Below are 26,609 nucleotides of genomic sequence, written 5' to 3' on the forward strand. Positions count from 1 at the left end.
CCCGGTGGTTCTGCCACCGGGTCCGCGCGCCGCTGTGGAGGGAATCCTGGGAATCTACTGGGAGCCGGCGGACTTCACGGCGAGGTAGCGGGCGGGGAACTCCCCTCCACCGTGGACCGCCAGGTCCGCACCGTTGACGTACGAGGCCTGGTCACCGGCGAGGAAGAGGCAGGCGCGGGCGACGTCCTCCGGGACGGCCATCCGCTCCATCGGGATGACCCGCGCCACAGCCGCCCCGCCGTCCTCCCCGTAGACGGACGCGGCGCTCTCGGTGCGGATCAGGCCGGTGGTGATGTGGTTGACCCGTACCCTCGGTGCCCATTCCAGGGCCAGCGCCCTGGTCAGGGTGAGCAGTCCGGCCTTGGCCGCCGAGTACGCGGCCGTTCCGGGCTGGGGGGTGTGCGCGGAGACGCTGCCGATGTTGATGACCGAGCCACCGCTGTCCTGGCTCTGCATGACCCGGTTGGCGGCCTGAGCGACGTAGAACGGTGCCAGCAGGTTGAGGGCGACGATCTTCTCGACGAACCGCGGCGAGACGGTGGCCGCGTCCGCGTCGGGGGACCCGCCGGCGTTGTTGACCAGCACGTCCAGCCGGCCGAAACGGTCCACCGCGCCCTCCACGAGCCCGGCCGCCGCTGCGGGGTCGCGGACATCGGCCGGGAGGAACACCGCCTGCCGTCCGTTCGCGCCGGGCAGCGCCTCCGGTTCGTTGCGCCCGCAGACGACGACGTCCGCTCCGGCACCGAGGAACGCCTCGGCGATCACAGCACCGATGCCCTTGGTACCTCCGGTGACGACGACCGCGCGTCCGGTGAAGTCCATCGGGTTGCTGATGTCCATGCTCCGTCTTTCTGTCGAGAGTGTGCGGTGCGTGGGCGGCCGGGCCGCCCCGGTCATGACCTGGTCTCCTCCCCACGCACCCCGGTGGCCAGGAGCTCCGGTGATTCCGGGCGTCCGTCGAGGATCCGGTTGGTGCGGGTGGTGACCTGCCAGCCGGTCTCACCGCGGCGCAGCCGCCAGTGGTTGGCGGTGGCGCGGCGGACGACGTAGCGGCCCTCCTCGTGCACCACCATCAGGGAGTGGCACACCGCGACCGCCTCGTCGCCGTCGACCGTGATGTGCGGCGGACCCACGACGTGCGCGCACCCTCCACGGATCCAGCCCTGGTGAGCGCTGGAGCGCACCATCGCCCGGATCTGCTCCCGGCCGGCGAGGTAGACCTCGTCGATGTCGTAGACGCCGTCCGGCTCCCAGAGCGCGGCCACCTCCTCCGCGGCGCCGCTGTCGACGAGCGGCCCGTAGGAGGCCATCAGGCGGGCGATGTCGCGCTCGTCCTCCAGCTGCCGGAGCCGTGTCTCCAGGGCGGCCAGTCGGTCCTCGGTCATGGGCTCCCCCTTGTCGGGACGTGGGTGTGGTGGCAGTGCCGACGCGGTCAGGACAGCGTGGCGGCGAGCGCGGCCAGCGCCTCCAACTGCTCGGTGTAGTGGGCCGCGGACTCGGCGGTGAGGGAGACGCTCACCAGGGTCGCGCCGGCCTCGGCGAGCTCGCGCACCGCCGCCGCGGTCCCCTCCCCGTCCCCGGCCGGATCGAGCGGCCGGCCGGGGCTCAGCACCACCTCGAACCCCTCCGGCAGATCGGCCGCGGCGACCATCTCGCCCAGCTTCGCCGGCGACAGCCCGAACGGCACCCAACCGTCGCCGTACGTGGCGGCACGACGCAGCGAACGCAACGTACGGCCGCCGATCCACAGCGGGACCCGGTCCTGCACGGCGTGCGGTTCCACCACGAAGCCCTCGTAGTCGAAGTGCTCGCCGTGGTAGACCGGTTCGCGCCGCGACAGGCTGGCGCGCAGCGCCGCGACGGCGTCGTCGGCGATCTCGCCGCGTCCCTTGAACGCCGCGCCCAGGAGGTCGAACTCCTCCTCCAGACTGCCGACGCCGAGCCCCAGCACCAGCCGGCCGCCGCTGACCCGGTCGAGGGTGCCGTAGCGCTTGGCGATGGCCAGCGGGTGGTGGTAGCCGAGCACCAGGACCTGCGTGGCGAGCCGGATGCGGCGGGTGCGGGCGGCGAGGTAGCCGAAGGTGGCGAGCGGGTCCCAGTAGGTGGCCCCGCGCTGCTCGGCGACGGCGGTCGGGACGGCCACATGCTCGGAGCAGGTGAGGTGGTGGAAGCCGAGACGGTCCGCGGTCTCGGCGATCGCACCGAGTTCCTCGATGCCGGCGGTGCGCTCCCAGGGGGAGTGGACGCCGGGGACGGCCGTGACGACGGGACTGGTGATGCCGAGCCGCATGGGCACCTCTCTTCGACGGGGCGGGACGGGATCCTCATACAAGCCGGTGCGTCCGGTGGAGGCAGGGCCCGTCCCGGTGGGCGGGAGGCCGCCGGCCGGGGGCGGCCGGAGCAGCGGTCGGAACACCTGGTCGGAACATTCGGTCAGAACACCGACGGACCGCGCAGCGTGGCTTCCGCGCCGCCGTCGGTGTAGAGCACCTGGCCGGTGATGTGGCTGTTCTCCACCGAGGCCAGGAACGCGACGGCCCGGGCGATGACCTCGGGCTCCATGTAGCCGTTCAGCGGCATCGGGACGGCGGCGTCCATCGTCTGCCTCATCACCGGGTCGTCGAAGAAGCGCGCGCTCATCGGTGTGCGTACGACGCCGGGTGCCACGACGTTCAGGGGGATCCCGGCTCCGGCCCACGCCTCGGTGACCGCGGTGCGCCGGGCCCACTGGGCCAGCGCCGACTTGGACGAGGGGTAGAGCTCGGCCTCCCGCCCGTCCGCGAGCGCGGCCCGCGCATGCACCAGGGCCCTCTGCTCGTCGCCGGCGAGACAGGCCGCCACGACGGCCGGATCCGCCGGCTGGGTGCCGGAGATCGACCCGATGACCACCGCCCGCGGGGCCGGCGAGGCAGCCAGCGCCGGCCGGAGGGCGGTCACGAACTCGGTGACACCGAAGTAGTTCACGGTCACCATGGCCTCTCCGGGCACGGCGGTGCCGGCGCAGGCGACCACGGCGTCCACGACGCCGCCGGCCGTCCGCGCCGCGGCCTCGGCGGCCTCGGTGCGGCCCGCCGGCGTGGACAGGTCGGCGACGACGTCGGCGCCGCGCAGGTCGACCCCGATCACCCGGTCGCCCTCCGCCCGGAGCAAGGCGGTGACAGCGGCTCCGATCCCGGAACCGGCTCCGGTCACGACGATGCGGCGGGTCATGAATTCTCCTCAGGTGTCGACTCAGGTATCGGCTCGGGTGACGACCGGTCACGTGCCGGACCGTCAGGTGTGCGAGCCCCCGTCCACCCGGAGCTCGGCACCGGTGAGGTAGGAGGCGTCGGGGGAGGCGGCGAAGGCGATGGCTCCGGCCAGCTGCTCGGGCGTGGCGGGTCCCATCAGCGAGCGGATCCGCCCGTAGTACGAGAAGTCCAGGTCCCCCGGCGTGACGGCCCGCGTCAGCGGTGTCGCCACGGTGCCCGGGGACACCGGGACGACGCGGATCCCGCGCCCGGCCAGTTCGGCGGCCAGGGTGAGGGAGAACGCGAGCACGGCGCCCTTGGAGGCGGCGTACGCGCTCATGTAGGGGTTGCCGTGCGCCGCGGCGCTCGACGCCACGTTGACGATGACACCGCGGCCGTGGGGCAGGTGAGGGACGGCCTCGCGACAGAACAGCGCCGTCCCCACGAGGTTCACGTCGAAGAGCTGGCGCAGGTCCGCGACCGTCAGGCTCTCGATCGGGGTGGTGCGGTGGATCCCCGCGACGTTGACGAGCACCTGGACGCCGCCCAGGCTCTCGACGGCCGACCTGACGGTGGCGACGACCGACTCCTCGTCGGTGACGTCGGCGGCCCGGGTGACGATGCGGCCCGGTCCGTCGGCGGCTGCCACGGTCCGGGCCAGCCCGTCCTGGTCGCGGTCGACGGCGAAGACGTGAGCGCCCTCGGCCACGAGACGTACGGCGGTGGCCCGCCCGATGCCGGAGGCGGCGCCGGTGAGCAGGACTGGGGTGGCGTCGAAACGGTTCACGCCGCGGACGCTAGGGGACCGTGCCGGACTCCGGGGCGGCCGTTCCCGGTGACCGGGAGGGCGGGGGCCGGCGGTCGGCCGTCGCCGGGTCCAGCAGGAGGCGGCAGGCGAGGCGGATGTCCTCCTCCGCGATCTCGAACGTGGTCCGCTCGTTGAGGATCGTCGTGAGGATGCCGTACCACGTCTGCTCCAGGATGCGCACCACGCGCATGTCACGGTCCGAGGGATGGGCGATCCCGGCGGTGCGCAGGAGCAGGTGGCGGAACATCTCGTCGGCCTGCCGGGCCGCGGTGCTGCCGCCGACCGCCACGATGTTGTTCGACTGCATCATCGCCAGCGCCAGCAGCGGCCGCTCGAGCAGTTGCCGGCTCGCCCCCACCAGCAGTTCGCAGACGGCGTCGACCGGGTCCGGTCCCGGCCGCGGCACCGGGTTGCCGTCGCTGAGCCGCATGACCTGCTCGTGCATGACGGCGGCGAACAGGTGCGTCTTGGAAGGGAAGTAGCGGTAGAGGGTGGCGATCGCGACGTCGGCCTCCCTGGCGACGTCGTGCATCTGCATCCGTTCGAAGCCGTGCCGTGCCCCGAGTCTCGCCGCGGCACGCAGCATCCGCGCATGGCGCTGCTTCTGCCTGGCGGAGGTGGGCTCCGCCGGCGCTCTCACTTCGCCGACTCTGGGCAAGGGCTCCCCCTTTCCGGTGCCCCGCATCATGCTCCGCTCCGCCGGTGCGGGCCCGGGGGTTGCCGGTGAGTGGGACTTCCCGTCGCCGGCATGCGGGGGGCTGGGGTTGGCTGGCCGGAGCCTCCCCCGAAGGAGATCCATGCCGGCCGACCATCACGAGGAGTACGGCGACGCCGCCGGACGCGGAACGAGCGCGAAACCCGTGGCCGCCCAGGTGCCCGGTCGCCCGGGGGCAGGCGCCGCGCCCGTGGGGACCGCGCCCACGGCGACCGGGCACCTGGGCCGCCGCCGCGGTACCGCGGTGCTGGCGGTGGTGTGCTTCGCCGGGGTCACCGCGTCACTCCTGCACACCTTCGTCGTGCCCGTCGTCCCGGATCTCCCGCGGCTTTTGTCGACCACTCCGGAAGGCGCCTCCTGGGTGCTCGTCACCACACTGCTGGCCGGTGCGGTCGCCATGCCGGTGTCCGGCCGGCTCGGGGACCTGTTCGGCAAGCGCCGCCTCCTGGGCTGGTGCCTGCTCATGATCGTCATCGGCTCGGTGTGCTGTGCGACGGCGGACTCGCTGATCCCCGTGCTGTTCGGCCGGTTCCTCCAGGGCCTGGGCATGGGGGCCGTCTCGCTCGGCATCAGCCTCATGCGCGACCTGCTCCCGGCCGACAGGGTGGTGACCGGGGTCGGTGTCGTCAGCGCGACGCTCGGCATCGGGGGAGCGGTCGCCCTGCCCCTCGGCGGGGTGCTCATCGAGCGCTGGGGATGGCACTCGGCGTTCTGGGTCGCCGCCGGCCTGGGCGCCCTGTGCCTGCTGGCGCTGTACGCCGTGGTGCCGGAGTCCCCGCAACGGCACCGCGTGCCCGTGGACCTGCCCGGGATCGCCGGCCTCGCCCTCGGCGTGAGCGCCCTGCTGATCGTCGCCTCCCGGGGCGGGGTCTGGGGGTGGGGGAGTGCCCGGGCGATCGGCCTGGCCCTGGGCGCGGTTCTCGTACTGGTGCTGTGGGCGTGGCACGAACTGCGGCGCCCCGAACCCCTGGTCGATCTGCGGGCGTCCGCGACCCCGGGGGTCCGCTGGGTGAACCTCACCGGCCTGCTGCTCGGCTTCGGGATGTACGTCCTGCCCCTGACGTTCCCCGTGATCCTGCTCGCCCCGCCGGAAACCGGGTACGGCCTGGGCCGCTCCGTCGCCGACGTCGGGCTGCTGCTCGCCCCGGGCGGCCTCGCGATGATGGTGGCCGCGCCGCTCTCGACGCGGATCTCGCGGGCCCACGGCGCCCGCGTCACGCTCGCCCTCGGCGGTCTCTGCAGCAGCGCGGGCTACCTGCTGGTCCTGTTCCTGCCGACGCATGCGTGGGTGCTGTCCGCAGCCTGCGTCGTCTGCAACGCGGGCGTCGCCTTCGGATACGCGGCCATGCCGATCCTCATCATGGACGCGGTCCCGGTGACCAGGACCGCCGCGGCCAACGGCCTCAACGCGCTGATGCGCGCATTCGGCCTGGCGGTCTCCGGCGCGGTGGTCGGCGCCGTTCTGACCGGGGCGACGTCCCTGGTCGACGGCGCCCGGCTGCCTGCGGGGAGCGCGGTGCACACCGCGCTCCTGCTCGGTGTCGCGGCCGGCCTCGCGGGCACCCTCTGCGCCGCCCTCGTCCCGCGGACCCCGGCCCCGTGATCCGTGCCCACCGGCCGCGGGTCTCACCGAACCGGGGCGCGCGGGTGCGGAGGGTCAGGGCCGGACGGCCGTCCGGATCACCTTGCCGGTCGCGTTGCGGGGCAGGCTCTCGGTGGTGAGCCGCCAGCGCACCGGCACCTTGAAATAGGCCAGCCGGTCCGCGACGTGGGCGCGCAGCGCCTCCTCGGTGACGCCGGATCCGGGCGCGGTCACCACGACGGCCGCCGGCTCCTGGCCCAGATCGGGGTGGGGGACACCCAGCACGAGGCACTCCGCGACGTCGGGGTGCTCGGCCAGCACGGCTTCGATCTCGGCGGGGTAGATGTTCTCCCCGCCGCGGATGATCAGGTCCGAGCGGCGGCTGCTCAGGTACAGGCGCCCCTGCTCGAGGCGGCCGATGTCGCCGGTGCGCAGCCAGCGGTCCTTGCCGACGGTGCGCTCGGTGGCCTCGTCGTCCCCCCAGTAGCCGAGCATGTTGTAGGCGCTGCGGACGCAGATCTCCCCCTCCTCGCCCTCGGGCAGGGGCTCTCCGAGAGGATCGCGGATCTCCAGCTGGACGCCGGTGACCGGCCGGCCCAGGGTGCCGGGCGCCTCGGCGAGGTCCTGGGGGGTGGCCACGGCGATCGCGGTGCAGGTCTCGGTAAGACCGTAGCTGTCCACGAGGGAGTCCTTCGCGAACGGCAGATGCCGGCGCAGGCGCTCCTTGAACTGGGGCGAGGACGGTGCGGAGGCCAGGGAGAACGCGGTCAGCGAGGAGGTGTCGTACGAGCCGACTCCGTCGTGCGCGAGGAGCCGGTTGGCCATGGTGGGGACCGCGCCCCAGTTGGTGATGCGCTCGCGCTCCACCATCCCCAGCACGGCGTCGACGTCGAAGGCACCCTGGTGCAGGGCTATCTTGCTGCCGGTCGCCAGGCGCGGCACGGCCAGGTTGTGCAGGCTGGCGATGTGGAACAGCGGCAGGGCGAGCAGGTGGACGCGGTCCTGCGGGTTCAGCGGATCCCCGAACGCCTGCGTCAGGGCGTCGCTGAGCCGGTGGTACTCCACGACGGACAGCAGATTGCGGTGGGTGTGGACCGCGCCCTTGGGACGGCCGGAGGTGCCCGAGGTGTAGAGGATGACGGCCGGGTCGTCCTCGGCCACGTCCGCGCAGGGCAGCGGCTCCTCGCCGTACGCCGTGACGAGGCGCGCGACGTCCTCCTCGACCGAGAGCACGGGCACCGGGCAGCCGTCGAACTTGCCGGCCCGCTTCGCGTCGGCCACGACCAGGGCGGGGGCCGCGTGCCCGAGGCCGTACTCGAACTCCCGCGCCGACCACCACGCGTTGAACCCGACCGCCACGGCCCCGATCGACACCGTGGCCCAGAACGTCTGGATCCACTCGACCGAGTTGGCGGCGGCGATGGCGACCCGGTCCCCCCTGCCCACGCCGTACTCCTCGCGCAGGGCCCGGGCCAGCGAGGCCACCTGGGCGGCGTGCTCGGCGAAGGTCAGCCTGCGGTCCGCGGTGACGACGTACTCCCGGTCGGCGTACCGGACGGACTCGTGGAGCAGTTCGTGCAGGGCCCGGCGGCGGTGGGAGAACACCGGCAGGCGGGCGCCCAGGACGTCCTCCTCGGCGAGTTCGAACCGGCCACCGGGGCCGGTGAGTTCGGACATCACGGCCAGGGCGGCGGTGCGGGGGTCAGTGGCGCTCGTCATCGGGGCACTCCTCCGGGTCGCGGTCGCGCAAGTGTCGACCAGGGCCGAACCCCGATCCCGGTGTGATTCCGGTGACTGGGACACCGGGCACGGTAGCCATCCCGGGACGCCCTGGCGAGGGCTGTCCGCCCGCTGGTCCGGCACGCGGCCGAGGACCGGGGTCAGCTCCTGCACGCGCCGACCGCGGGTTCACCCGACCGGGCACCGCAACAGGGCGACCTGCATCTCCACCAGCTCCCGCACGGTCCGGGCGAGGGCCCCGGGCCCGCTCTCTCCCGCGTGGTGCCGGCGTTCGTGCTCGGCGAGCAGACGCACGGTGACCACCGCGCACCACTCCAGGCGCCGTTCGAGATCGTCGTCGGGCAGGTCCGCGAGCAGGGCCCGGATTCCGTCGTTGACGGCACGGACCGAGGCCGGGGCGGCGTAGGTGTCGCGCCAGGCCGCGCGCACGGACGGCTCGTCGGCGGCCTGGGCCAGGAACCGCAGGTAGTGCGTGCTGCTGCCCCCCATGCCCTCGACCCCCTCGACGCTCTCGGCCAGCGGCTGGACGAGCAGGGTGACCAGGGTCCGCAGGTCCGGCGGGGCCGCGGCCTGCCGCACCTGTGCCAGGAGCTCCGCCCTGCGCGCGTCCACCGGCGCCGACCGCGCGGCCACGATGGCGTCGAGAAGGCCCTGCCGCGAACCGAAGTGGTACTGCGCCGCGGACTTGTTGCGCTGTCCGGCCTCGGCGCCCACGGTCCGCAGCGAGACGGCGTCGATCCCGCGCTCGGCGAAGAGACGCTCGGCGACGTCGACGAGCAGGGAACGGGTGCTCGCTCTGGCCTCGTCCACAGGGCTTCCTCCAGTGAGTGGGACGGATCGGTTGACCATTTTAAGGCGAGCGCCTTAACGTCCGCTCGACACCACAGATGTTCCCCTCCTCGTGATCGGACGTCCGCATGACCCTCACTTTCCCCGAGAACCAGCAGGCCGCGGCCCGGGCCGCCTTCGGGCTCTTCAACCCCGCGCAGGGACGGCGCATCTTCGACCGCTCCCAGGGATCGGGATTCGAGCCCCGCGTCGTCGAGGTCGCCCCGCGCACCTGGTTCATCCAGCCCGGCATGGTGAACGTCGGCCTGTTCGAGACGGACGAGGGCCTCCTCCTCGTCGACTGCGGGTGTGCCGGCGACGGACCCGCGCTCCTGAAGGCGGTGCGCTCGGTCAGCGACAAGCCGCTGCACACCGTGGTCTACACCCACGGACACAGCGACCACGCCTTCGGCCTGTGGCCGTTCCTCGAAGCCGGGGAGCGGCCCGAGATCGTCGCGCACCGCGCTCTGCCCGCCCACTTCGACCGCTACATGAAGACCGCGGGCCTGAACGCCCGCATCAACAGCCAGCAGCCCGGCGCGGACGGCAAGGCCTGGCCCGACGCCCGTGAGGACTTCGTCTGGCCCACCCGGCTGTTCGACGACCGCCTGGAACTGACGATCGGCGGCGAGCGGTTCGTCGTCCGCCACGGCAAGGGCGAGACCGACGACGCCGCCTGGGTGTGGGCCCCCGAGCGCGGCGTCATCGCCGCCGGCGACCTGGTCACCGGCTACCTGCCCAACGCCGGCAACCCCAAGAAGGTCCAGCGGTACGCCGAGGAATGGGCCGACGCGGCCGAGGAGATGGCGTCGCTGCACCCCTCTGTGATCATCACCGGCCACGGTGACCCGGCCACCGGGACGGAGGCCATCGTCGACGAACTCACCTCACTCGCACGCTACTTGCGGATCATCGTCGACCACGCCCTGACCGGGCTCAACAACGGTGTCCTGCCCGATGAGATCGTGGCCACCCTTCGGATCCCCGAGGACCTGCGCAACCACCCGCGGCTGCCCGCCATCTACGACAAGCCGGAGTTCATCTGCCGCAACGTCATCCGCCGCTACTCCGGCTGGTGGGACGGATACCCCTCGCACCTGCTGCCCTCCTCCCAGGACGCGCAGGCCGCCGAGGTGGCACGGCTGGCCGGGGGAGTGACGGCACTGGTGGAGCGTGCCCGGGCCCTTGCCGCCACGGACCTGCGACTGGCCTGCCACGTCGCCGAGTGGGCCTTCCTCGCCGACCGGTCCGACAAGGCCGCCCAGGACTGCTACCGCGAGGTGCTGGAGGCCCGAGCCCAGGCCGAACCCTCACTGATGGCCCAGGTGAACCTCCGCGTCTCCGCCCGCTGGGTCGCTGCGGCAGCCGACGAGGCATAAGCCCCGTTCGGACGCCCGCGTCGTCCTGCTCGACGGGTGGCCGGTCCGACAGGCCGTGCTGCTTCCCTCCCAGCCCTCGCCGGGGGGAAGCAGCACGGCGCTCCGGTCGCACCTGCCGGGCGGCGCGACCCGGACGGTCCTGCCCAGGGGGCGACCGCGTCAGCGGACGTCGGCGCGGGCAGGCAGGGTCACCCGGCCGTGCCCTGCTCCCGCGCCGGCTCGGAGGCAGCCGGCCGGAGCACCCCGAAGTCGCCGATCTGGATCTGCATGTCGAACTCCCGGTGGCTCAGCCGCCAGCCGTTCTCGGTACGCACCCACCGGTCGTCGTACTCACCCATGCACTCGAAGAACTTGCCCTGCATGTCCCCGGCCCCCACGTGATGAACTCGCGCGTAGCTGAGACTCCGGGCACGATCGCCCTCGATGGTCACCCGCTCGTTGCCGAGCAGGTGCTGGGTCGGGCCGCAGCCGCCGAGGTGGTCCCGCATGACGGCCAGGATCTCGTCGACGCCTGTCCTGCCGTACCCCGTCCCGTCGGGGGTGAAGGTCTCCCGGATGGTGTCCCAGTCGCGGGCGTCGATGGCGCGCTGCAACCGGTGAAGCTGTTCGAGCACAGCCACCCGATCATGCGGCGAACCCTCACCGGCCGCCTCCCCGCCCTCCAACTGCCGCAGCCTGCGCTCCAGCAGGACCAGTCGCTCGTCGACGCCGCTCATGGGTTTCACTCCCTGTTCAGGTCGGTCGGCCCGCGATGCCGCTCGCAGCCGTCGCGGCCTTTGTAGCGTGCGGACGCCGCACCGCGCCCGACAGGTCCCGCTCAGCGGGTGACTGCGAGTCGCGTTTCCGCTGGACCGGCTCTTCGCACGGGTTTCGCCGAACACCCCGAACCGGCACCGGGACGGCCCGGACACCACTGCACCCACCGCGTCGCCGTCGACCGCTCCCGGTCAGTGGGATGCGCCACGGCGGCCGGATCCCGCTCACCCTAGCGTCCGCCCCACACCGCACGGTCCTGATCCGCTTTCCGCCCCATACGCCCCGAAAGGCGCCACGGCACCCCCGAAAACCGGAGGAAGAAATGAAGCGAGCAGCACGCGTCCGTACCAGTCTCGCCGTCGCCCTCGTCACCGGAGCGATGCTCACCTCGGGGTGCGCGTCCCCGGCGGGCGACAAGAGCGACGGCGGCAAGGAGGCGGCAGCCGAGCGCGGCCGCTACGAGTTCGGGCTCATCGGCAAGCAGGCCGAGGGCGGAAAGCCGGTCCGCGGCGGCACGCTGGACTTCGCGGACTACGCCGAGGCCCGCAGCCTCAGCCCGGCGGTCACCTACGCGACCGGTGCCTCGGGCGGCTCCGCGATGGCGGCCGTCTACGACGTGCTGATGCGCTACGACAGCGAGACCAAGGAGTACGAGCCCTGGCTCGCCAAGTCGCTGGAGAGCAACAAGGACGCCACGGTCTGGACGCTCAAGCTCCGGGACGGCGTCACCTTCTCCGACGGCACACCGCTGGACGCCAAGGCCGTCGTCGCCAGCATCACCTGGTACCAGGAGAACAAGGGCGCGGACACCGCGCTGCTCGCGCCCAACATCGCGAAGATGCAGGCGGCCGACGACTCCACCGTGGTCTTCACCATGCGCACCCCCTGGGCCAAGTTCCCCGCGATGCTCGCCAAGGCCGCCGGCATGATCGTGGCCCCGGCCGCCTACGCCGGCAAGGAGTTCAAGCCGATCGGTGCCGGTCCGTTCGTACTCGACAGGCATGCCCCCCAGGAGGAGATGATCCTCAAGGCCAACAAGAAGTACTGGAAGGGCGCACCGCACCTCGACGCGATCCGGTTCTTCTGGCCGCTGTCGGACGAGGCCAAGCTCGATGCCCTCAAGGACGGCACCGCGGACGTGACCTACGTGCGCAGCGCCGAGGTGGTGGACGAGGCCGTCAAGGCCGGCCACCCGGGTGAGCTGACACTCAGCAGCCTGGGCAGCGTGATCAACATCAACAGCCGTGAGGGCCGGCCCGGGCACGACGTCCGGGTGCGCAAGGCGATCGCCCTGGCGCTCGACCCGGACCTCGAGAGCAAGCGGGCTTTCAAGGGCAAGGGCCTTCCCGGCAAGGAGATCTTCCCGCCCGAGTCGCAGTGGCACTCCAGCGTGAAGCCGCTCGGTACCGACATCGAGCAGGCGAAGAAGCTTGTGGCCGAGGCGAAGAAGGACGGTTTCGACGGCAAGCTCACCTACCTGGGCGGCACCGACCCCCTCAACCGCACCCAGGCGGTCATCACCAAGTCCATGCTCGAGCAGGCCGGGTTCACGGTGAAGTTCGACCTGGCAACCTCGATCGCGGACCGGGTGAAGAAGACCTACGTGGACCACGACTTCGACCTCAGCCGTGGTGCGTCGAGCGTCTCCGAGGGCGACCCCTACCACCGCCTGCAGATATCCATGAACTCGAAGAGCTTCGGCAACCCCGGGGGCTACGCCGACCCCGAGATGGACAAGCTGCTTGACGTGCTGCACGGCGCGAAGGACGACCAGCAGAGGCAGAAGGCCATCGACGACATCCAGACCCGGGTCAACGAGACCGTGCCGATGGCGAACCTGGGTGCCAGCGCGTCGTTGACCGCGTGGGGCGAGAACGTGCACGGCATCGTGCCGACCGACGAGTACATGACCCTGTTCGGTGAGGCCTGGATCGGCAAGTGATCCCAGGAGGGCCGCCCGTTCCCGCTCACTGGGACGCGCCCGGACCCGGCGGCCCTCCCCGACCGTAGCGTCACGTCCATGTGAGCGCCCTGTGATGCGGCCCACCCCCACCCGCAGCCCCGCAGTCACGGGGACCCGGCTCCACTCGAGCACCGCGTCCCCGTGGCGCGGCTCGCATCGACCGGCGTGCCGGCACGCAGATCTGGAGGAAGCATGAGTCTCGCGACGGTGCGCAGACTGGCCCTGGGGGCCGCCGAACTGGTGGGAGTGCTGCTCATCGTGAGCATCGGGGTCTTCTCCCTGGTGGTCCTGTTGCCCGGTGACCCCGCGGTCGCCATCCTCGGGCCGGGGCACCCGCCCTCCGCCTACGCCGAGCTCCGCCAGGAACTCGGCCTCGACGATCCGCTGCTCACCCGCTACCTCCACTGGCTGGGCGGCGTCCTCCAGGGGGACCTGGGACGCTCGATCGTCCCGCCCCAGGGCGAGGTGTCGTCCCGTCTGGTCTCGGCGCTGCCGGTCAGCGCCGAGATCGCGGTCCTGGGGCTGCTGATCGCCCTGGTCATCGCCGTTCCGCTGGCCATGTGGTCGGCGTACCGCGAGGGCGGGGTGGTCGACCGGATCATCAGCGCCGGCACCTTCGGCGTCCTGTCGGTGCCCAGCTTCCTGGCCGGCCTTCTGCTCATCTGGCTGATGGTCAACTCGCTGGGCTGGTTCCCGCGTTCGGAATGGGTGCGGCTGAGCGAGGGGGATCTGCTGGGGAATCTGCACCACGCCTTCCTCCCCGCGCTGACCGTCGCCCTGGTGGAGCTCGCGATGTTCACCCGGGTGCTGCGCGGCGACCTGATCGTCACGCTCCGCGAGGACTACATCCTCGCGGCCCGGGCCAAGGGAATGGCACCGCTGCGCATCCTGGTCGCCGACGCCCTGCGCCCCTCGTCGTTCTCCCTGGTGACCCTGCTCGGCCTGAGCCTGGGCCGGCTGATCGGCAGCACCGTGATCGTGGAGTACCTCTTCTCCCTGCCCGGCATGGGGTCGCTCGTGGTCAACGCCGCGAGCCAGGGGGACTACCCGGTGGTGCAGGGGGCCGTGCTCGTCATCGCCTTCATCTACGTGGTGATCAACGCCGGCATCGACTTCTCCTACGGCCATCTCGACCCGAGGACGCGACGTGTCCATGCCTGACATCGCTCCGCGCACGCGGACCGCCTTCCCGCTGCCCCTGCTGTACGCGGCGGCGTTCGTCGTCATCGGCCTCGCACTGCTGGTGTACGGCGCCACGACCACCGCGCTGATCCCGCCCGCGAAGGTCCTCCTGGCGCTGACGGGCCTCGGCCTGCTGATGAACGGTGCCGCACGCCTGGGCAAGGCGTGGGCCGGGCCCGACTTCGACATCGTCTTCTGGTTCGCGGCGGCCTGGCTCGTGCTGCTCGGCCTGGCGGCCCTCCTCGCCCCCTGGCTGCCGCTCGCCGAGGAACGGGACGTGGCGGCCACGGTCACCGAGCCCGTCTTCGAGACCCCCACCTTCACCGGAGCCCACCCGCTCGGCACCAACGGCTTCGGACTCGATCTGCTGGCCCGGTCCCTGCACGGCGCCCGCTCCTCGCTGCTGATCTCCCTGTCCGCGGTGCTCGTCGGCACCGTCGTCGGCGGCGCGATCGGGCTGGTGGCCGGCTACCTCCGGAAGACACTGGACCGGGCGGTCGGCCTCGCGACCAACTCCCTGCTCGCCGTCCCTCCGCTCATCCTGCTCATCGCCCTGGCGACCGTGCTGGAGCCGAGCCTGCGCAACGTCGCACTCTCCCTGGCGCTGCTCACCGTCCCCAGCATGGTGCGCCTCAGCCGCGCCACCACGATGGCCTACACCAACCGGGAGTTCGTGGTCGCGGCCCGGGCGATGGGCGCGAAACGGTCGCGGATCATGCTGCGCGAGCTGCTGCCCAACGTACTGCTGCCGATCACCTCCCTGGCCATTGTGATGATCTCGGTCCTGATCGTCGCCGAGGCCTCCCTCAGCTTCCTCGGGCTGGGCATCCAGCCGCCGGAGCCGACCTGGGGAAACATGATCGCCGAGGGTGAGGGGCGCGTCTTCAAGGAGCACCCGCACATCGTGCTGGTGCCCGGAGCCTTCCTCTTCCTCACCGTGTTCGCCTTCAACATCGTCGGTGAGAAGGCCCGCCGGCGGTGGGACCCCCGGAGCGTGAAGCTGTGACCCCACCCCTGCTCGACGTCACCGACCTGCGCACGGTCTTCCACACCCCGCGCGGAGCGATGCGGGCCGTGGACGGCGTCTCGCTGTCCCTCTCCCCGGGGGAGACCCTCGGCATCGTGGGCGAGTCCGGATCCGGCAAGTCCGTCCTCGGACGCACCGTCATGGGACTGATCACCAACGGGCGCTCCACATCGGTCTCCGGATCCGTACGCCTCGGCGGAAAGGACGTCCACGCCCTCACCCCGGCACAGCGGCGGAAGCTGTGGGGCACCGAGGTGGCCATGGTGTTCCAGGACCCGATGACCTCGCTCAACCCGGTGAAGAAGGTCGGCACACACCTGTCCGAGAGCGTCCGGCTCCACCTCGGCCTGAGCCGCGCCGAGGCCCGGGACCGGGCAGTCGACCTGCTCCGTCAGGTCGGCATCCCCGAACCGTCCCGGAGGGCCGGGCAGTACCCGCACGAGCTCTCCGGCGGCATGCGGCAGCGGGTCGTCATCGCGATGGCCCTGGCCTGCAGCCCGCGCCTGCTCATCGCCGACGAACCCACCACCGCACTCGACGTCACCGTCCAGAAGCAGATCCTGGACCTGCTGCAGACGCTCGGTGAGCAACTGCGGATGGCGACGATCCTCATCAGCCACGACCTCGGCACCGTCGCCGGCCGCACCGACCGGGTCGCGGTCATGTACGCCGGCCGCATCGTCGAGTGCTCCGACACCGCGTCGGTCTTCGACCACCCCCGCCACCCCTACAGCAAGGCCCTGATCGCCTCGATCCCGCGCCTGGACACACCCCCGCACACCCTGCTGCCGACCATCGAGGGCCGGCCGCCCAACCTGCTGCACCCCCCGGCCGGCTGCCGGTTCGCCGCCCGGTGCGGCTTCGCCACCCACGAGTGCACCACCGAGGCCCCCGAACTCGTCGCCCATGGGGGAGACCACGGGGAGGAGAACGGCGGCGGCCTCGTCGCCTGCCACCACCCGCTGGGTGCCGCCACCGCGAAGGAGGTCACGGCATGACCGCGAACGGGACCGTTGCCGACAAGCCGGACGGCACCACCGCCGAGAATCCGCCGCAGCGCGCGCTCACCGCCGAGAACCTCGTCGTGGAGTTCCCGGTCGGCCGCGGCCAGAAGGTGCACGCCGTCTCCGGGGTCAGCCTCGAACTGGCGGCGGGGGAGACGCTGGGGATCCTCGGGGAGTCCGGCTGCGGCAAGTCCACCGTCGGCCGCGCCCTGATCCAGCTCCCGCCCCCCGACTCGGGCACCGTCCGCCTCGGGGACGTCGAACTGACCGGGCTGGGGCCCGAGGAGCTGCGCGAGGCACGGGCCCGGATGCAGATCATCATGCAGGACCCGGTGTCCGCGCTGAACCCACGCCGCAGGGTGAAGGACCTGGTGTGGGAGGGCCCCGCCATCTGGGGGCACGACGGCTCCGACAAGGACGCCAGGATCGACGAGGCGCTGCGGGCCGTCGGCCTGGACCCGGAGACCGTACGGGACCGCCGGCCCCACGAGCTCTCCGGCGGACAGTGCCAGCGGGTGTGCATCGCCCGCGCGCTGATGCTCGACCCGCACGTCCTGATCTGCGACGAGCCCGTCTCCAGCCTGGACGTGTCCGTCCAGGCCCAGATCCTCAACCTGCTGGAGACCACCACCCGGCGCTACGGCCTGAGCATGGTGTTCATCGCCCACGACGTGTCCGTGGTGAAGAACATCAGCGACCGGGTGATGGTCATGTACCTCGGCAGGACCTGCGAGGTACTGCCGTCCGACAACATGCACCTCCGGGCCGTCCACCCCTACACCCGCCTCCTGCTCGCCTCGCTTCCCGAGGCCCAGCGCAGCGCCCACACCGACAGCGCGGCCGAGGTGAAACAGGCCGCCGAGCTGCCCTCGCCGCTCGACCCGCCGTCGGGCTGCCGGTTCCGCACCCGGTGCCCGCTCGCCACCGACCTGTGCGCCGGCGAGGAACCCCCACTGCGGGAGATCGCCCCCGGACACCGGATCGCCTGCCACCACGCCGAGCCCAGGAAGGACATCCCGTGACCACCACAGAGACCCCCGACGTCCTCGCCCCCACCACCCTCGGACCGGTCCGGTTGCGCAACCGGATCATCAAGGCCGCGACGTACGAAGGACTCAGCCACAAGGGGCTGGTCACCCGGGACCTGCTGGACTTCCATGTCGCCTACGCCCGCGGCGGCGTGGGCATGACCACCGTGGCCTACTGCGCCGTCGCCAAGGAGGGACGCACCGACCGGCACCAGATCCACTGGACCGACGAGGCGATGCCCGGCCTGCGCAGGCTCACCGACGCCGTGCACGCCGAGGGCGCCGCGGTGTCCGCCCAGATCGGCCACGGCGGCCCCGTCGCCAACCCCAAGGGAAACGGGCTGCCGGCCCTGGCGCCGACGAAGCACTTCCACGCCACCTCGCTGAGCTGGGCGAAGGAGGCGTCCCTGGCCGACCTCGCCCGCATCACCGAGGCCCACGCCGAGGCCACCCGCCGCGCCATCGAGGCGGGCTTCGACGCCGTCGAGGTGCACCTCGGCCACAACTACCTGGCCAGTTCCTTCCTCAGCCCCCGGATCAACCGGCGCACCGACGCCTACGGCGGCACCCTGGAGAACCGGGCCCGCCTCGCCCGCGAGATCATGCGGGCGGTGCGCGACGCGGCCGGCGACCGCATCGCGGTCCTCGCCAAGATGAACATGGACGACGGTGTGCCCGGCGGCTTCTGGCTCGACGAGGCGATCCCGGTGGCGCAGTGGCTGGAGCAGGACGGCACCGTCGACGCCCTGGAGATGACCGCGGGGAGCTCCCTGCTCAACCCGATGTACCTCTTCAAGGGCGACGCCCCGCTCAAGGAGTTCGCCGACGTCATGCCACAGCCGATCAAACTCGGCGTCAAACTGGTCGGCAAGCAGAAGCTGCGCAGCTACCCCTACACCGACGCCTACCTGCTCGAGGACGCCCGCCAGATCCGGGCCGCGGTGAAGCTCCCGATGGTCCTGCTCGGCGGGATCACCGGCAAGCCGGTCATGGACCTGGCCATGCGCGAGGGGTTCGAGTTCGTGGCGATGGCCCGGGCACTGCTGCGCGAGCCCGACCTGGTCAACCGGATCCAGGCCGACGCCACCACCCCCTCCCTGTGCATCCACTGCAACAAGTGCATGCCGACCAACTTCACCGGCACCCGCTGCGTCCTGGTCGACCGGAGCACCACCCGGCGCCAGGACTGGGGAAAGCCCGCCGGCTACGTGTCCTGAGGAGCAGCACATGACCCACAGACCGGACGCCATCGCGACCGCCGCGGCGATCAGGAACGGTGAAGTCAGCGCCCGCGCCGTGGCCGAGGACGCGATCGCCCGGATCGAGAACCTGGACCCCGGGCACAACGCCGTGATCCACACCCGGTTCGACGAGGCCCTGGCCGAGGTGGACGCAGGACTGCCCGACGGGCCGCTGCACGGCGTACCGGTCCTCGTCAAGGACCTCGGCATGGAGGTCGCCGGCCTCCCCGCCACCGGCGGCAGCCGCCTCTTCTCCGAGGGGCTCGCCACTCGCACCAGCGAACTCGTGGCCCGCTACCGGCGCGCCGGGATGGTGGTCCTCGGCACCACCAACACCCCCGAACTCGGCCTCAACGCCAGTACCGAGCCGGCGCTGTACGGCCCGACCCGCAATCCGTGGAGCGCCGCGCACTCGCCCGGCGGCTCGAGCGGCGGATCGGCCGCCGCGGTGGCGGCCGGAATGGTCCCGGTCGCGCACGCCAGCGACGGCGGGGGATCGATCCGCATCCCGGCAGCGGCCTGCGGGCTGTTCGGTCTCAAACCCAGCCGCGGCCGGGTGTCACCCGCTCCCCGGCCGACCACCCTGTCCGGACTGGTCTCGGCACACCACGCCGTCACCACGACGGTGCGCGACAGCGCCCTGCTCCTCGACATCGCCGCAGGCCCGCTCCCCGGGGACGCGTACGCCGCCCCCACGCCCGCCGGCTCCTTCACCGCCCTCGCACGGCAGGACCCCGGCCGCTTGCGGATCGGCCTGATCACCGGCCTTCCGGGCGGTCCCGCGGTGCACCCCGAGCCGGCCGCGGCCGTGACCGCCGCGGCCCGCCTGTGCGAGAGCCTCGGCCACGAGGTCACCGAGACGACCGCCGCCTACGACCCGGGGGACGTCGCCCGCACCTCGGCGGTGCTCATGGGAAGCGAGCTGGTCGCACAGATCGAGGCCCGCCTGGAGCAGCTCGGCCGCCCCCTGGCCGACGACGACATCGAACCGTTCACGCGAGTCGTCCACGACACCTACCGGACGCTCACGGCCGCGGACGTCAGCCGGGCGCTGCGGCGCATGCAGGAGATCGGCTGGGAGGTCGGCGCCGCGTTCCGGACGTACGACGTCCTGCTCGGCCCGACGCTCGCCCGGCCGACGCCCCGGCTCGGCACCCTCGACACGAGCCGACCGGAGTCGATCTACGAACACGCTTCGGTCCACTCCGCGTTCACCAGCGTCTACAACGTCACCGGCATGCCGGCGATGTCCGTCCCGTTCGGTCACGACGGCGAGGGCCTTCCGCTGGGTGTGCAGTTCGCCGCGGACCTCGGCGGTGAAGGGCTCCTGCTTTCCCTGGCCACGCAGCTCGAGCAGGCCGCCCCCTGGCCGCTCGGCGCCCCGGCCGCCGGGCCGGAGTGAGGACCGGGGCCCTTCCGCCCGCCGGGCAGAAGGGCCCCGGTCCCGGGGCGGCCGGGGTCAGGCGCCGAGACGTTCCAGGACCTCGGTGGCCTCGCGGACGATGCGGGAGATCAGCTCGTCGCAGCCGGGCAGGTCGTCGATCATGCCGACCACCTGACCGGTCGCCATCACGCCCCGCTCGGGGTCCCCTTCGAGGAGCGCCGTCCGGTAGAGCATGGGCGCGTTGGCGGCCATCACGACCTGGCTCCAGGTCAGGCCCTGGCCCTTCTTCATGGCCCAGCCCTCCCGGACCATGTCGCGCCACGCGGTGCCCGACATCTTCCGGAAGCCCTGGGCGTTGCGGGCCGCCCGGAACAGCCGGCCCGCGGCCGTGCTCTTCTCCAACGCCGCGACCGGGCCACCGCGCACGACCCGCTGGGGCACCCCGTCGATCTGCCGGGTCAGCACCGTGTCGTCCACGGTCTTGCTGAGGTAGACCTCCTTGACGGCCTGGGCGACCGGCGAGTCGGAGGTCAGCAGGAAGCGCGTGCCCATGGCGACGCCGTCGGCGCCGTAGGCCAGAGCCGAGACCAGGCCGCGCCCGTCGAAGTACCCGCCCGCGCCGATCACGACGATGCCGACCGCGTCGACGACCTGCGGCAGCAGCAGGCTGGTGGGGACCTGACCGGTGTGCCCACCGCCCTCGCCGCCCTGGACGATGACGGCGTCGGCCCCCCAGGAGGCGACCTTCTCCGCGTGCCGCCGCGCACCGACGGAGGGCACCACGACCATGCCCGCCTCCTTGCATCGGGCGATCAGGTCCGGCTTGGGGGCCAGGGCGAAGGAGGCGACCTTGACACCGGTGGCGATGAGCAGGTCGATGCGCTTGCGGACGTCGGGCTGGTCGGCGCGGAGGTTGACCCCGAAGGGCCGGTCGGTCAGGGACTGGACCCGCTCGATGGCGGCGGCCAGTTCCTCGTACGAGAGCAGACCGGCCGAGAGGATGCCCAGCCCGCCGGCGCGGGCGGTGGCCGCGGTCAGTCCCGCGTCCGACACGTACCCCATGCCGGTCTGCACGACGGGGTACTCCACGCCGAACAGCTCGGTGGCCCGCGTCTTCAGCGCCGGGTGGGGCTCCTGGTGTCCGCTCATGCCGGGACTTCCCTGTCGCGGAGCCCCCGCGGGTCGATGACCTCCCGGATCAGAGTGAGCTCCTCGTCGGTGGGCAGCCGGGTCTCGGGCACCTCGCCCTCGACGACCAGCGGGAAGCCGGTGGCCTCCTGCACCTCCTCCACGGTGACCCCGGGGTGGACCGAGACCAGCCGCATCGCGCCGCTGCCCGGCTGGAAGTCCAGGACGGCCAGGTTGGTCACCACGCGGCGCAGGTCGTGGAAGCGCCGGGCCGCGCTGCCGCCCTTGGCCGCGGAGTCGTTGCCGACGCCGGCGACCATGTCGACGGCCGGGACGAACACCCGGGTGCTGTGCTTGGGCGCCCAGTAACTCGTGGGGTGGTGCACCGAGTTGCCCGGGGCGCCGCGGACCCCGACCAGCTGCACGGTGGGCCGGTCGTGGTCACCGAGGGCGGAGATGTTCACATTGCCCTGGGCGTCGATCTGGACCGGGATCATGATGACGTGCCGCTTGCCGTTCCAGACCAGGTCGAAGATCCCCCGGAACGGGGACCAGGCCTCGACCACCCCCTCGGCCGGCTCGCCGACCGCCCAGGTGCCCCGCACGAAGTGCGCCTCGCCGTCGGTCAGCAGCAGGTCCGGCGAGAAGGTGTGCCGGGCCAGCCGGGCCCCGATCGCCGGGATCGTCCCGAACGCGCTGGCGAGGATCTCGCCGTTGTCGCGGAAGAGCTCGGCGCACGCGACCGCGCACACCTCGGCCCTGGTGACGTCACTCATGCCGACTCCTTCTCCTGCTCACGGGCCACGGCGCGCTGGTACGAACTCTCGTCACCGGCCAGGTACTTGGCGTGGAAGTCCGCCCACGCCCCGGCGGACTTCCCGGCCGCCGCGTACTCCCGCTGGAACGCCTTGTCCACGCCGTAGTCGGGCGCGCACGAGGTGAAGTGCGCTCCGTTGGGAGCCTCCACCACACCGTCGACGAACAGCCGCCGGACCACCACCGTCGCGGGGTGTGCGGAGGCGGTCAGCTCCTCGGTGGGCACGATCCGCTCGCAGGAGACGTACGCGTGCTCGGCGGCCATGCAGAACATGTCGTCGAAGTACGGGTCCGGGCCCAGGAACTGGGCATTGCCGGCGGCGTCGGCGCGGTTCAGGTGCACCAGGGCCGCGTCGAGGGGGATGGCGGGTACGGCCAGCAGCTCCTCGTCGCTGCCGTAGGGGTCGGCCACCAGCCGCAGGTCGGGGTTGACGGTCATCACGTCCGACCCGAGGCCGGCCCGGGTGGGCAGGAACGGCAGCCGCAGCGCGGCCGCGTACAGCCCCCACTGGAGCATGCCCTCGTCGTACTCGGCCACCTCGACCGTCCCGTTCTGGCGGGCGGCCCGGAAGTGCGGGTCGAGCGGGACGGAGTCGAGCGTGACGAACCCGAAGATCAGCTTGCGCACCTTGCCGGCGGCGCAGAGCAGGCCGACGTCCGGCCCGCCGTAGGAAACCACGGTGAGGTCCTTCAGATCCGATCGCAGGATCTCCCGCACCAGGGACATCGGCTTGCGGCGCGAGGCCCAGCCCCCGATCCCGATGGTCATTCCCGACCGGAGGCGGCCGACCACCTCGGCCTCGGTCATCCGTTTGTCCACGATGAGCCTCTCCCGACTCGGCACTCGGCCTTGCTGACGTAGCAAGCGCTTGGTTGGCTCCAGGGTAGCCTCATCCCACACCACGGCGTCAACCGGCAGCGAACCGGCATGAGGAGAATCACGCTTCGCCACCCAGGACGCCCTCCAGGACGTCGCACGGCACGCGACGGCGCCGGACTCGTACGCACCCCTCGTGTCCGGCCCCGAGGAGGCGTTCGCCGGGCAGAGCCCCGGGCTGCGGTGTACAAGGCGGCGCGGTCCTCGACCCCCGCAACCGGTCACCCGGTCGCAACCGGGCGGTACCGCACGTCCACCGCGGCCGAGCGGTCACCGCCGTTGAGCAGCTCGAGCCGGACGGGGACGCCGCCGGGACGGTCGAACAGCCGGATTCCGTCGCCGAGCAGCACCGGCGCGATGTGCAGGTCGATCTCGTCGATCGGTCCGCGCTCGAGGAGCTGCCGGCCGATCGTGGGCGAGAAGACCTCGAGGTTCTTGCCTCCGGCGGCCTCCGGCCCGATACGGACGGCCTCGGCCACGTCGCAGCTCAGGAACGTCACACCGGCGACGGGCTGCGCGTCGTCGGGACGGTGCGTGAGAACGAAGACCGCCCCTGCCACGCGCCGCCGTGGATGCCGCCGACACCGGGGTGGGCGTCAAAGCCTCCCGGCCTCCCAGCACGGCGCCGGTCGTCTCCGCGTACTCCTCGACGAGGCCGGGACGCAGCGAGAACCCCGTCATCCAGTCCATCGCACGGTTCGGCCCCGCCACGAACCCGTCCAGCGACATCGTGAAGTGCCACAGCACCTTCCCTCCGGCGGTCTGCCGCTCGGTGTCCGCCAACGACCGGGTGGACACGATCGATTCTCTCCTCGGTGGTCACTGTCACCGTCCCGCCCGAAAGACGCCGTCGCCCGCCTTCCAGCCGCCTCGGACGCCTTCCGTACCCGTGGACCCCGCGCGCCCACGAAACTCATCGCCGCGGCACTGAGGGCCTGGCGTCGTGATATGGCGGGAGGTGCGCGAGGATGGAAGAGGAGGCATATCGATACCGACTCCGAGGGAGGAGGAGAGGGGATGGCTACGGCAGCGCAGACCGTGCTCGAGCCCACCGAGCGTGTCCGGGCACAGAGGAAGCTGTCAGAGGCTGCTCTGACCACGCTGGAGCCCGCTGAACGTGTGCGGGCCCAGAAGGGGCAGTACAGGACCCGGAGCATGCGATCGCACACCGACCGTGTGCAAGCTCGGCAAGAGAGGGCCGGAGAGCCCCATCCTGACGGCGGGGGTGTCCGCCTGCACACCCGCACGTTCCACCCTCCGATTCCGATCCCGTACCTCAGCGTGGAGAAACTGCCCGCCCGCCTGGAGGACCTGCCCGCCCGGATGGAGAACCTGCCCGCACGGGACCTGGTCTTCTACGGGGGTTTGGGAGCGCTCGCTGTCGCGGGGGCTCTTGAGTGGCCGGTCGCCCTGGCCGTCGGGGGAGCCACCTGGCTGGTGCGCAGCAGGCGGAAGGAAAAGCGCTGAAGCGCGGAAGAACAGGTGCGGAGCGGTGCCCGGCAGCGCAACCGCTGCCGGGCGCTCCCGGACACCCTGCCTGATCGCAGGCGTGCTCGTGCGCGCGGCCGCCCTGTACCGAGGTGCCGCTCCCGCGCCGCACCGACATGGTCGGCATCGTCCCCGCCTACCTGCCCCGGCGGTCGGCACGGCGCCGGCCGAGCAGCACGACGAGTGGACCGGAGCCTGCCGCCGCGGTCGCCGCCGGACGCCCGGCTCACCAGGCGGCCGGGCATGTCGACGGCCAGGTGACCTCACGGCCAGGGCGACCTGGCGCCCCACGAGGACTCCAGCGCCCTCGGCCGGCCCCTCGGCCATCAGGCCCGCGTCGCCCACTTCGTGATCCGCAACCTCGTTGCGGCCGAACCCGGCCCCGCACCGGCCTGGAGACCTCATGGACTCCGCCCAGCCCGAGAAGTTCCGCGGCGCGCTGCCCACCGTCCAACGGCTCACCGTGTTCCGCGACACGGCCGCCGAACGCGTCCGCGCCCGGACGGATACCCCGTCCTCAACTCCCTTCGTGTGAGCCGTACGCCCCCGGGGGCCGGGCAGAGCGGGCAGGAGGCCACCCCGTAGGCTTCTCCCGCCAAACGTCGGTGCCGCCGGAAAGGAGCCGACGGCACCGACGGCCGGGTGGTCCGAGGAAGGGGCCGGGGGGGGAGACCATGAACGCCGGTGTACAGCGCGGCGCGATCGCCGCCGTACAGGTACTCGGCCTCGCCGTCTGGTTCTCCATGTCGGCCGTGGTTCCCACACTGCGCAGCGAGTGGGGGCTCGACTCCGCCGACGCGGTATGGCTGACCGCGTCGGTCCAACTCGGCTTCGTCACCGGTGCGCTCACGTCCGCCGCCCTCACTCTCGCCGACCGTCTCCCGCCCCAGCGTCTCCTGGCCGGCGGCGCCGCCGCAGCGGCCGTGTGCACGGTGCTGCTGGCCGTGTCGGTCGATCGGCTCGCCACAGCCGTTCCACTCCGCTTCGTGACCGGCGTGTGCCTGGCCGGTGTCTATCCGGTCGGCATGAAACTCATGGCTTCCTGGGCGCATGGCGCCGCACGCGGCAAGTCCATGGGGATGCTCATCGCCGCCCTGACGCTCGGATCGACCCTTCCGCATCTCATCGCCGGCGTCGGGTCGCTGCCCTGGCGGGGCGTTCTCCTGGTCGCGGCGGCAGCCGGACTGCTGGCCTCCTCCATCGCGCTGGCCCTCATCCGCGTCGGTCCCCATGCCGCCCCGGCCGCGCCCGCCCGCAACCCCCGCTACGCCCTCACCATGTTCACCCAGCGCGGCCCCCGCTCGGCCAACCTCGGCTACTTCGGGCACATGTGGGAGCTCTATGCCCTGTGGACCTGGATCCCCGCCTTCCTCGCCGCGACGGACAGCGCCGGTCTCCTTCCCGGATCGGTCGAGGTCACCGTGTTCCTCACCATGGGGGTCGGCGGTGCGATCGGCTGTTTGCTCGGCGGCTGGGGCGCCGACCGCTTCGGCCGCCCTCCCGCCGCCATGGCAGCCCTGCTCACCAGCGGTCTGTGCTGCCTGCTCTCACCGCTGCTCGTCCACTCCCCGCCGGTACTCGTGGTCGCCTTCTGTGCTCTCTGGGGAGCTGCCGTGATCGCCGACTCCGGAGTGTTCTCGACCTCCCTCAGCGAGGTCGCCGACTCCCGCTACGTCGGAACGGCCCTCACGGCCCAGACCGCGATCGGATTCGCCCTCACGGTCGTCAGCATCCAGCTGATCCCCCTCCTCGCCGACGCCGTCGGCTGGCGCTACGCGTTCCTCCTCCTGGCCCCCGGCCCCCTGGCCGGGGCCCTCGCCATGCGGGCACTGAGAACCGGAAACGGCCCCGCCGAGCGTGCGGGACGAAGACGTACCGCTGCCCGGCTCCGACCGCTCCGGCCGTCGTCCCTGCCGGCCGCGCTGCCGCCGCGGACGAAAGCCGGCCGGAGGTGACCACCGGGACGAAGGGGCCGACCGATCGAGCGGAGCGGCACCCACGGTCACCCGGCGGCCGGTGTCCGCGGCGGCGAAGGCCGCGCCGAGGACGCAGCACTCGGCACGCTGGAGACCCCCGGTGCTGCTCACCTCGCCCCTGTCCGACAACCGCGCACGGCCGGTTCACGAGGAGTACGCCCGGATCGCACTCGACGGAGCGTCAGACAGTACCCGGCCGGAGTCCTGGGACAGGCGAACTTCGGCGGCACGCTGCGGGTGCTCGGCCGCAGTGCCACCCCGCGGTCCCCGGGCCGCCCGTACCTGTCGGCAACATACCCAACCAGGTTAAATCACAGGCTAAATAACAGGGCAAGCACTGCCAGTGTTCGGGGCGGAGACGGCCGTGCCGGTGAAGGAGCCCGCCGCTCCGGCCGCGCCGGAGCGTCCGGCCCCCCCGCGGCCCGGCCGCGTCGTCGCGCCGCCCGGCCGCGAAGAA

At 72.2% G+C, this 26,609-nt stretch carries 25 protein-coding genes; 12 read left to right on the forward strand and 13 right to left on the reverse strand.

The window, feature by feature from the left end:
* Nucleotides 1–54 precede the first annotated feature (54 nt).
* The 6 genes from DEP02_RS27900 to DEP02_RS27925 form a co-directional block, all read right to left on the reverse strand.
* Entirely contained in the window at nt 55–840 is a 786-nt protein-coding gene (locus DEP02_RS27900) for an SDR family oxidoreductase (RefSeq protein ID WP_112470455.1), read from the reverse strand.
* Between the two features lie 53 nt (nt 841–893).
* The gene (locus tag DEP02_RS27905; protein WP_112470456.1) at nt 894–1,385 is read right to left on the reverse strand and encodes a nuclear transport factor 2 family protein; all 492 of its coding nucleotides are present in this window, start codon (nt 1,383–1,385) and stop codon (nt 894–896) included.
* 47 nt (nt 1,386–1,432) lie between these two features.
* Nucleotides 1,433–2,290: an LLM class F420-dependent oxidoreductase gene (locus DEP02_RS27910; protein ID WP_112470457.1), complete on the reverse strand. Its 858-nt coding sequence runs from the start codon at nt 2,288–2,290 to the stop codon at nt 1,433–1,435.
* A gap of 143 nt (nt 2,291–2,433) precedes the next feature.
* A complete protein-coding gene (locus DEP02_RS27915) occupies nt 2,434–3,210 on the reverse strand; it encodes an SDR family oxidoreductase (RefSeq protein ID WP_112470458.1) in 777 nt (258 codons plus the stop codon).
* A gap of 63 nt (nt 3,211–3,273) precedes the next feature.
* Nucleotides 3,274–4,017, reverse strand: a complete 744-nt coding sequence (locus DEP02_RS27920; protein WP_112470459.1) for an SDR family NAD(P)-dependent oxidoreductase — start codon at nt 4,015–4,017, stop codon at nt 3,274–3,276.
* Nucleotides 4,018–4,027: 10 nt separating this feature from the next.
* The gene (locus DEP02_RS27925; protein WP_232839301.1) at nt 4,028–4,678 is read right to left on the reverse strand and encodes a TetR/AcrR family transcriptional regulator; all 651 of its coding nucleotides are present in this window, start codon (nt 4,676–4,678) and stop codon (nt 4,028–4,030) included.
* 157 nt (nt 4,679–4,835) lie between these two features.
* Between DEP02_RS27925 and DEP02_RS27930 the strand changes: the two genes are divergently transcribed.
* Complete coding sequence (locus DEP02_RS27930; RefSeq protein ID WP_157977553.1) at nt 4,836–6,356, forward strand: MFS transporter; 1,521 nt, start codon at nt 4,836–4,838, stop codon at nt 6,354–6,356.
* 54 nt (nt 6,357–6,410) lie between these two features.
* Here DEP02_RS27930 and casG read toward each other — a convergent pair whose 3' ends face one another.
* Nucleotides 6,411–8,054: a steroid-24-oyl-CoA synthetase gene (gene casG / locus DEP02_RS27935; protein ID WP_112470461.1), complete on the reverse strand. Its 1,644-nt coding sequence runs from the start codon at nt 8,052–8,054 to the stop codon at nt 6,411–6,413.
* Nucleotides 8,055–8,243: 189 nt separating this feature from the next.
* Nucleotides 8,244–8,885, reverse strand: a complete 642-nt coding sequence (locus DEP02_RS27940; RefSeq protein ID WP_198668621.1) for a TetR/AcrR family transcriptional regulator — start codon at nt 8,883–8,885, stop codon at nt 8,244–8,246.
* 107 nt (nt 8,886–8,992) lie between these two features.
* Between DEP02_RS27940 and DEP02_RS27945 the strand changes: the two genes are divergently transcribed.
* Nucleotides 8,993–10,282 carry an MBL fold metallo-hydrolase gene (locus tag DEP02_RS27945; protein WP_112470463.1) on the forward strand — a complete coding sequence of 430 codons (1,290 nt, stop codon included), beginning with the start codon at nt 8,993–8,995 and terminating at the stop codon, nt 10,280–10,282.
* 188 nt (nt 10,283–10,470) lie between these two features.
* On the opposite strand, the gene DEP02_RS27950 is transcribed toward DEP02_RS27945, so the two are convergent.
* The gene (locus DEP02_RS27950) at nt 10,471–10,998 is read right to left on the reverse strand and encodes a nuclear transport factor 2 family protein (RefSeq protein ID WP_112470464.1); all 528 of its coding nucleotides are present in this window, start codon (nt 10,996–10,998) and stop codon (nt 10,471–10,473) included.
* A gap of 362 nt (nt 10,999–11,360) precedes the next feature.
* Between DEP02_RS27950 and DEP02_RS27955 the strand changes: the two genes are divergently transcribed.
* The 7 genes from DEP02_RS27955 to DEP02_RS27985 all read left to right on the forward strand — a co-directional run bounded on the left by DEP02_RS27955 (nt 11,361) and on the right by DEP02_RS27985 (nt 19,885).
* On the forward strand, nt 11,361–12,980 hold the full coding sequence (locus tag DEP02_RS27955) for an ABC transporter substrate-binding protein (protein ID WP_157977554.1): 1,620 nt from the start codon (nt 11,361–11,363) through the stop codon (nt 12,978–12,980).
* A 213-nt stretch (nt 12,981–13,193) separates the two neighbouring features.
* Complete coding sequence (locus tag DEP02_RS27960) at nt 13,194–14,162, forward strand: ABC transporter permease (RefSeq protein ID WP_112470466.1); 969 nt, start codon at nt 13,194–13,196, stop codon at nt 14,160–14,162.
* On the forward strand, nt 14,155–15,189 hold the full coding sequence (locus tag DEP02_RS27965) for an ABC transporter permease (RefSeq protein WP_112470467.1): 1,035 nt from the start codon (nt 14,155–14,157) through the stop codon (nt 15,187–15,189). Before DEP02_RS27960 ends, DEP02_RS27965 begins: the two co-directional genes overlap by 8 nt.
* Entirely contained in the window at nt 15,186–16,208 is a 1,023-nt protein-coding gene (locus tag DEP02_RS27970) for an ABC transporter ATP-binding protein (RefSeq protein ID WP_232839302.1), read from the forward strand. Before DEP02_RS27965 ends, DEP02_RS27970 begins: the two co-directional genes overlap by 4 nt.
* Nucleotides 16,205–17,236: an ABC transporter ATP-binding protein gene (locus tag DEP02_RS27975; protein ID WP_112470468.1), complete on the forward strand. Its 1,032-nt coding sequence runs from the start codon at nt 16,205–16,207 to the stop codon at nt 17,234–17,236. Before DEP02_RS27970 ends, DEP02_RS27975 begins: the two co-directional genes overlap by 4 nt.
* Nucleotides 17,233–18,459: an NADH:flavin oxidoreductase gene (locus DEP02_RS27980; RefSeq protein WP_112470469.1), complete on the forward strand. Its 1,227-nt coding sequence runs from the start codon at nt 17,233–17,235 to the stop codon at nt 18,457–18,459. The genes DEP02_RS27975 and DEP02_RS27980 overlap by 4 nt, the downstream gene beginning before the upstream one ends.
* 10 nt (nt 18,460–18,469) lie before the next feature.
* Nucleotides 18,470–19,885, forward strand: a complete 1,416-nt coding sequence (locus tag DEP02_RS27985) for an amidase (RefSeq protein WP_112470470.1) — start codon at nt 18,470–18,472, stop codon at nt 19,883–19,885.
* Nucleotides 19,886–19,942: 57 nt separating this feature from the next.
* On the opposite strand, the gene DEP02_RS27990 is transcribed toward DEP02_RS27985, so the two are convergent.
* The 4 genes from DEP02_RS27990 to DEP02_RS28005 all read right to left on the reverse strand — a co-directional run bounded on the left by DEP02_RS27990 (nt 19,943) and on the right by DEP02_RS28005 (nt 23,248).
* Nucleotides 19,943–21,016: an NAD(P)H-dependent flavin oxidoreductase gene (locus tag DEP02_RS27990; RefSeq protein ID WP_112470471.1), complete on the reverse strand. Its 1,074-nt coding sequence runs from the start codon at nt 21,014–21,016 to the stop codon at nt 19,943–19,945.
* Entirely contained in the window at nt 21,013–21,771 is a 759-nt protein-coding gene (locus DEP02_RS27995; RefSeq protein WP_112470472.1) for a CoA-transferase subunit beta, read from the reverse strand. The genes DEP02_RS27990 and DEP02_RS27995 overlap by 4 nt, the downstream gene beginning before the upstream one ends.
* Nucleotides 21,768–22,634 carry a CoA transferase subunit A gene (locus tag DEP02_RS28000; RefSeq protein ID WP_112470476.1) on the reverse strand — a complete coding sequence of 289 codons (867 nt, stop codon included), beginning with the start codon at nt 22,632–22,634 and terminating at the stop codon, nt 21,768–21,770. The genes DEP02_RS27995 and DEP02_RS28000 overlap by 4 nt, the downstream gene beginning before the upstream one ends.
* Nucleotides 22,635–22,909: 275 nt before the next feature.
* The gene (locus DEP02_RS28005) at nt 22,910–23,248 is read right to left on the reverse strand and encodes a dihydrofolate reductase family protein (protein WP_198668622.1); all 339 of its coding nucleotides are present in this window, start codon (nt 23,246–23,248) and stop codon (nt 22,910–22,912) included.
* A gap of 721 nt (nt 23,249–23,969) precedes the next feature.
* On the opposite strand from DEP02_RS28005, the gene DEP02_RS33705 reads away from it, so the two are divergent.
* The 3 genes from DEP02_RS33705 to DEP02_RS28020 all read left to right on the forward strand — a co-directional run bounded on the left by DEP02_RS33705 (nt 23,970) and on the right by DEP02_RS28020 (nt 26,131).
* Nucleotides 23,970–24,155, forward strand: coding sequence for a hypothetical protein (locus DEP02_RS33705; RefSeq protein WP_157977555.1), 186 nt, complete (start codon nt 23,970–23,972; stop codon nt 24,153–24,155).
* 424 nt (nt 24,156–24,579) lie between these two features.
* Nucleotides 24,580–24,711, forward strand: coding sequence for a hypothetical protein (locus DEP02_RS35380; protein ID WP_269809380.1), 132 nt, complete (start codon nt 24,580–24,582; stop codon nt 24,709–24,711).
* A gap of 139 nt (nt 24,712–24,850) precedes the next feature.
* Complete coding sequence (locus DEP02_RS28020) at nt 24,851–26,131, forward strand: MFS transporter (RefSeq protein WP_232839303.1); 1,281 nt, start codon at nt 24,851–24,853, stop codon at nt 26,129–26,131.
* Nucleotides 26,132–26,609 lie beyond the last annotated feature (478 nt).

This window comes from Streptomyces triticisoli (assembly GCF_003270085.1).
GTDB lineage: Bacteria > Actinomycetota > Actinomycetes > Streptomycetales > Streptomycetaceae > Streptomyces > Streptomyces triticisoli.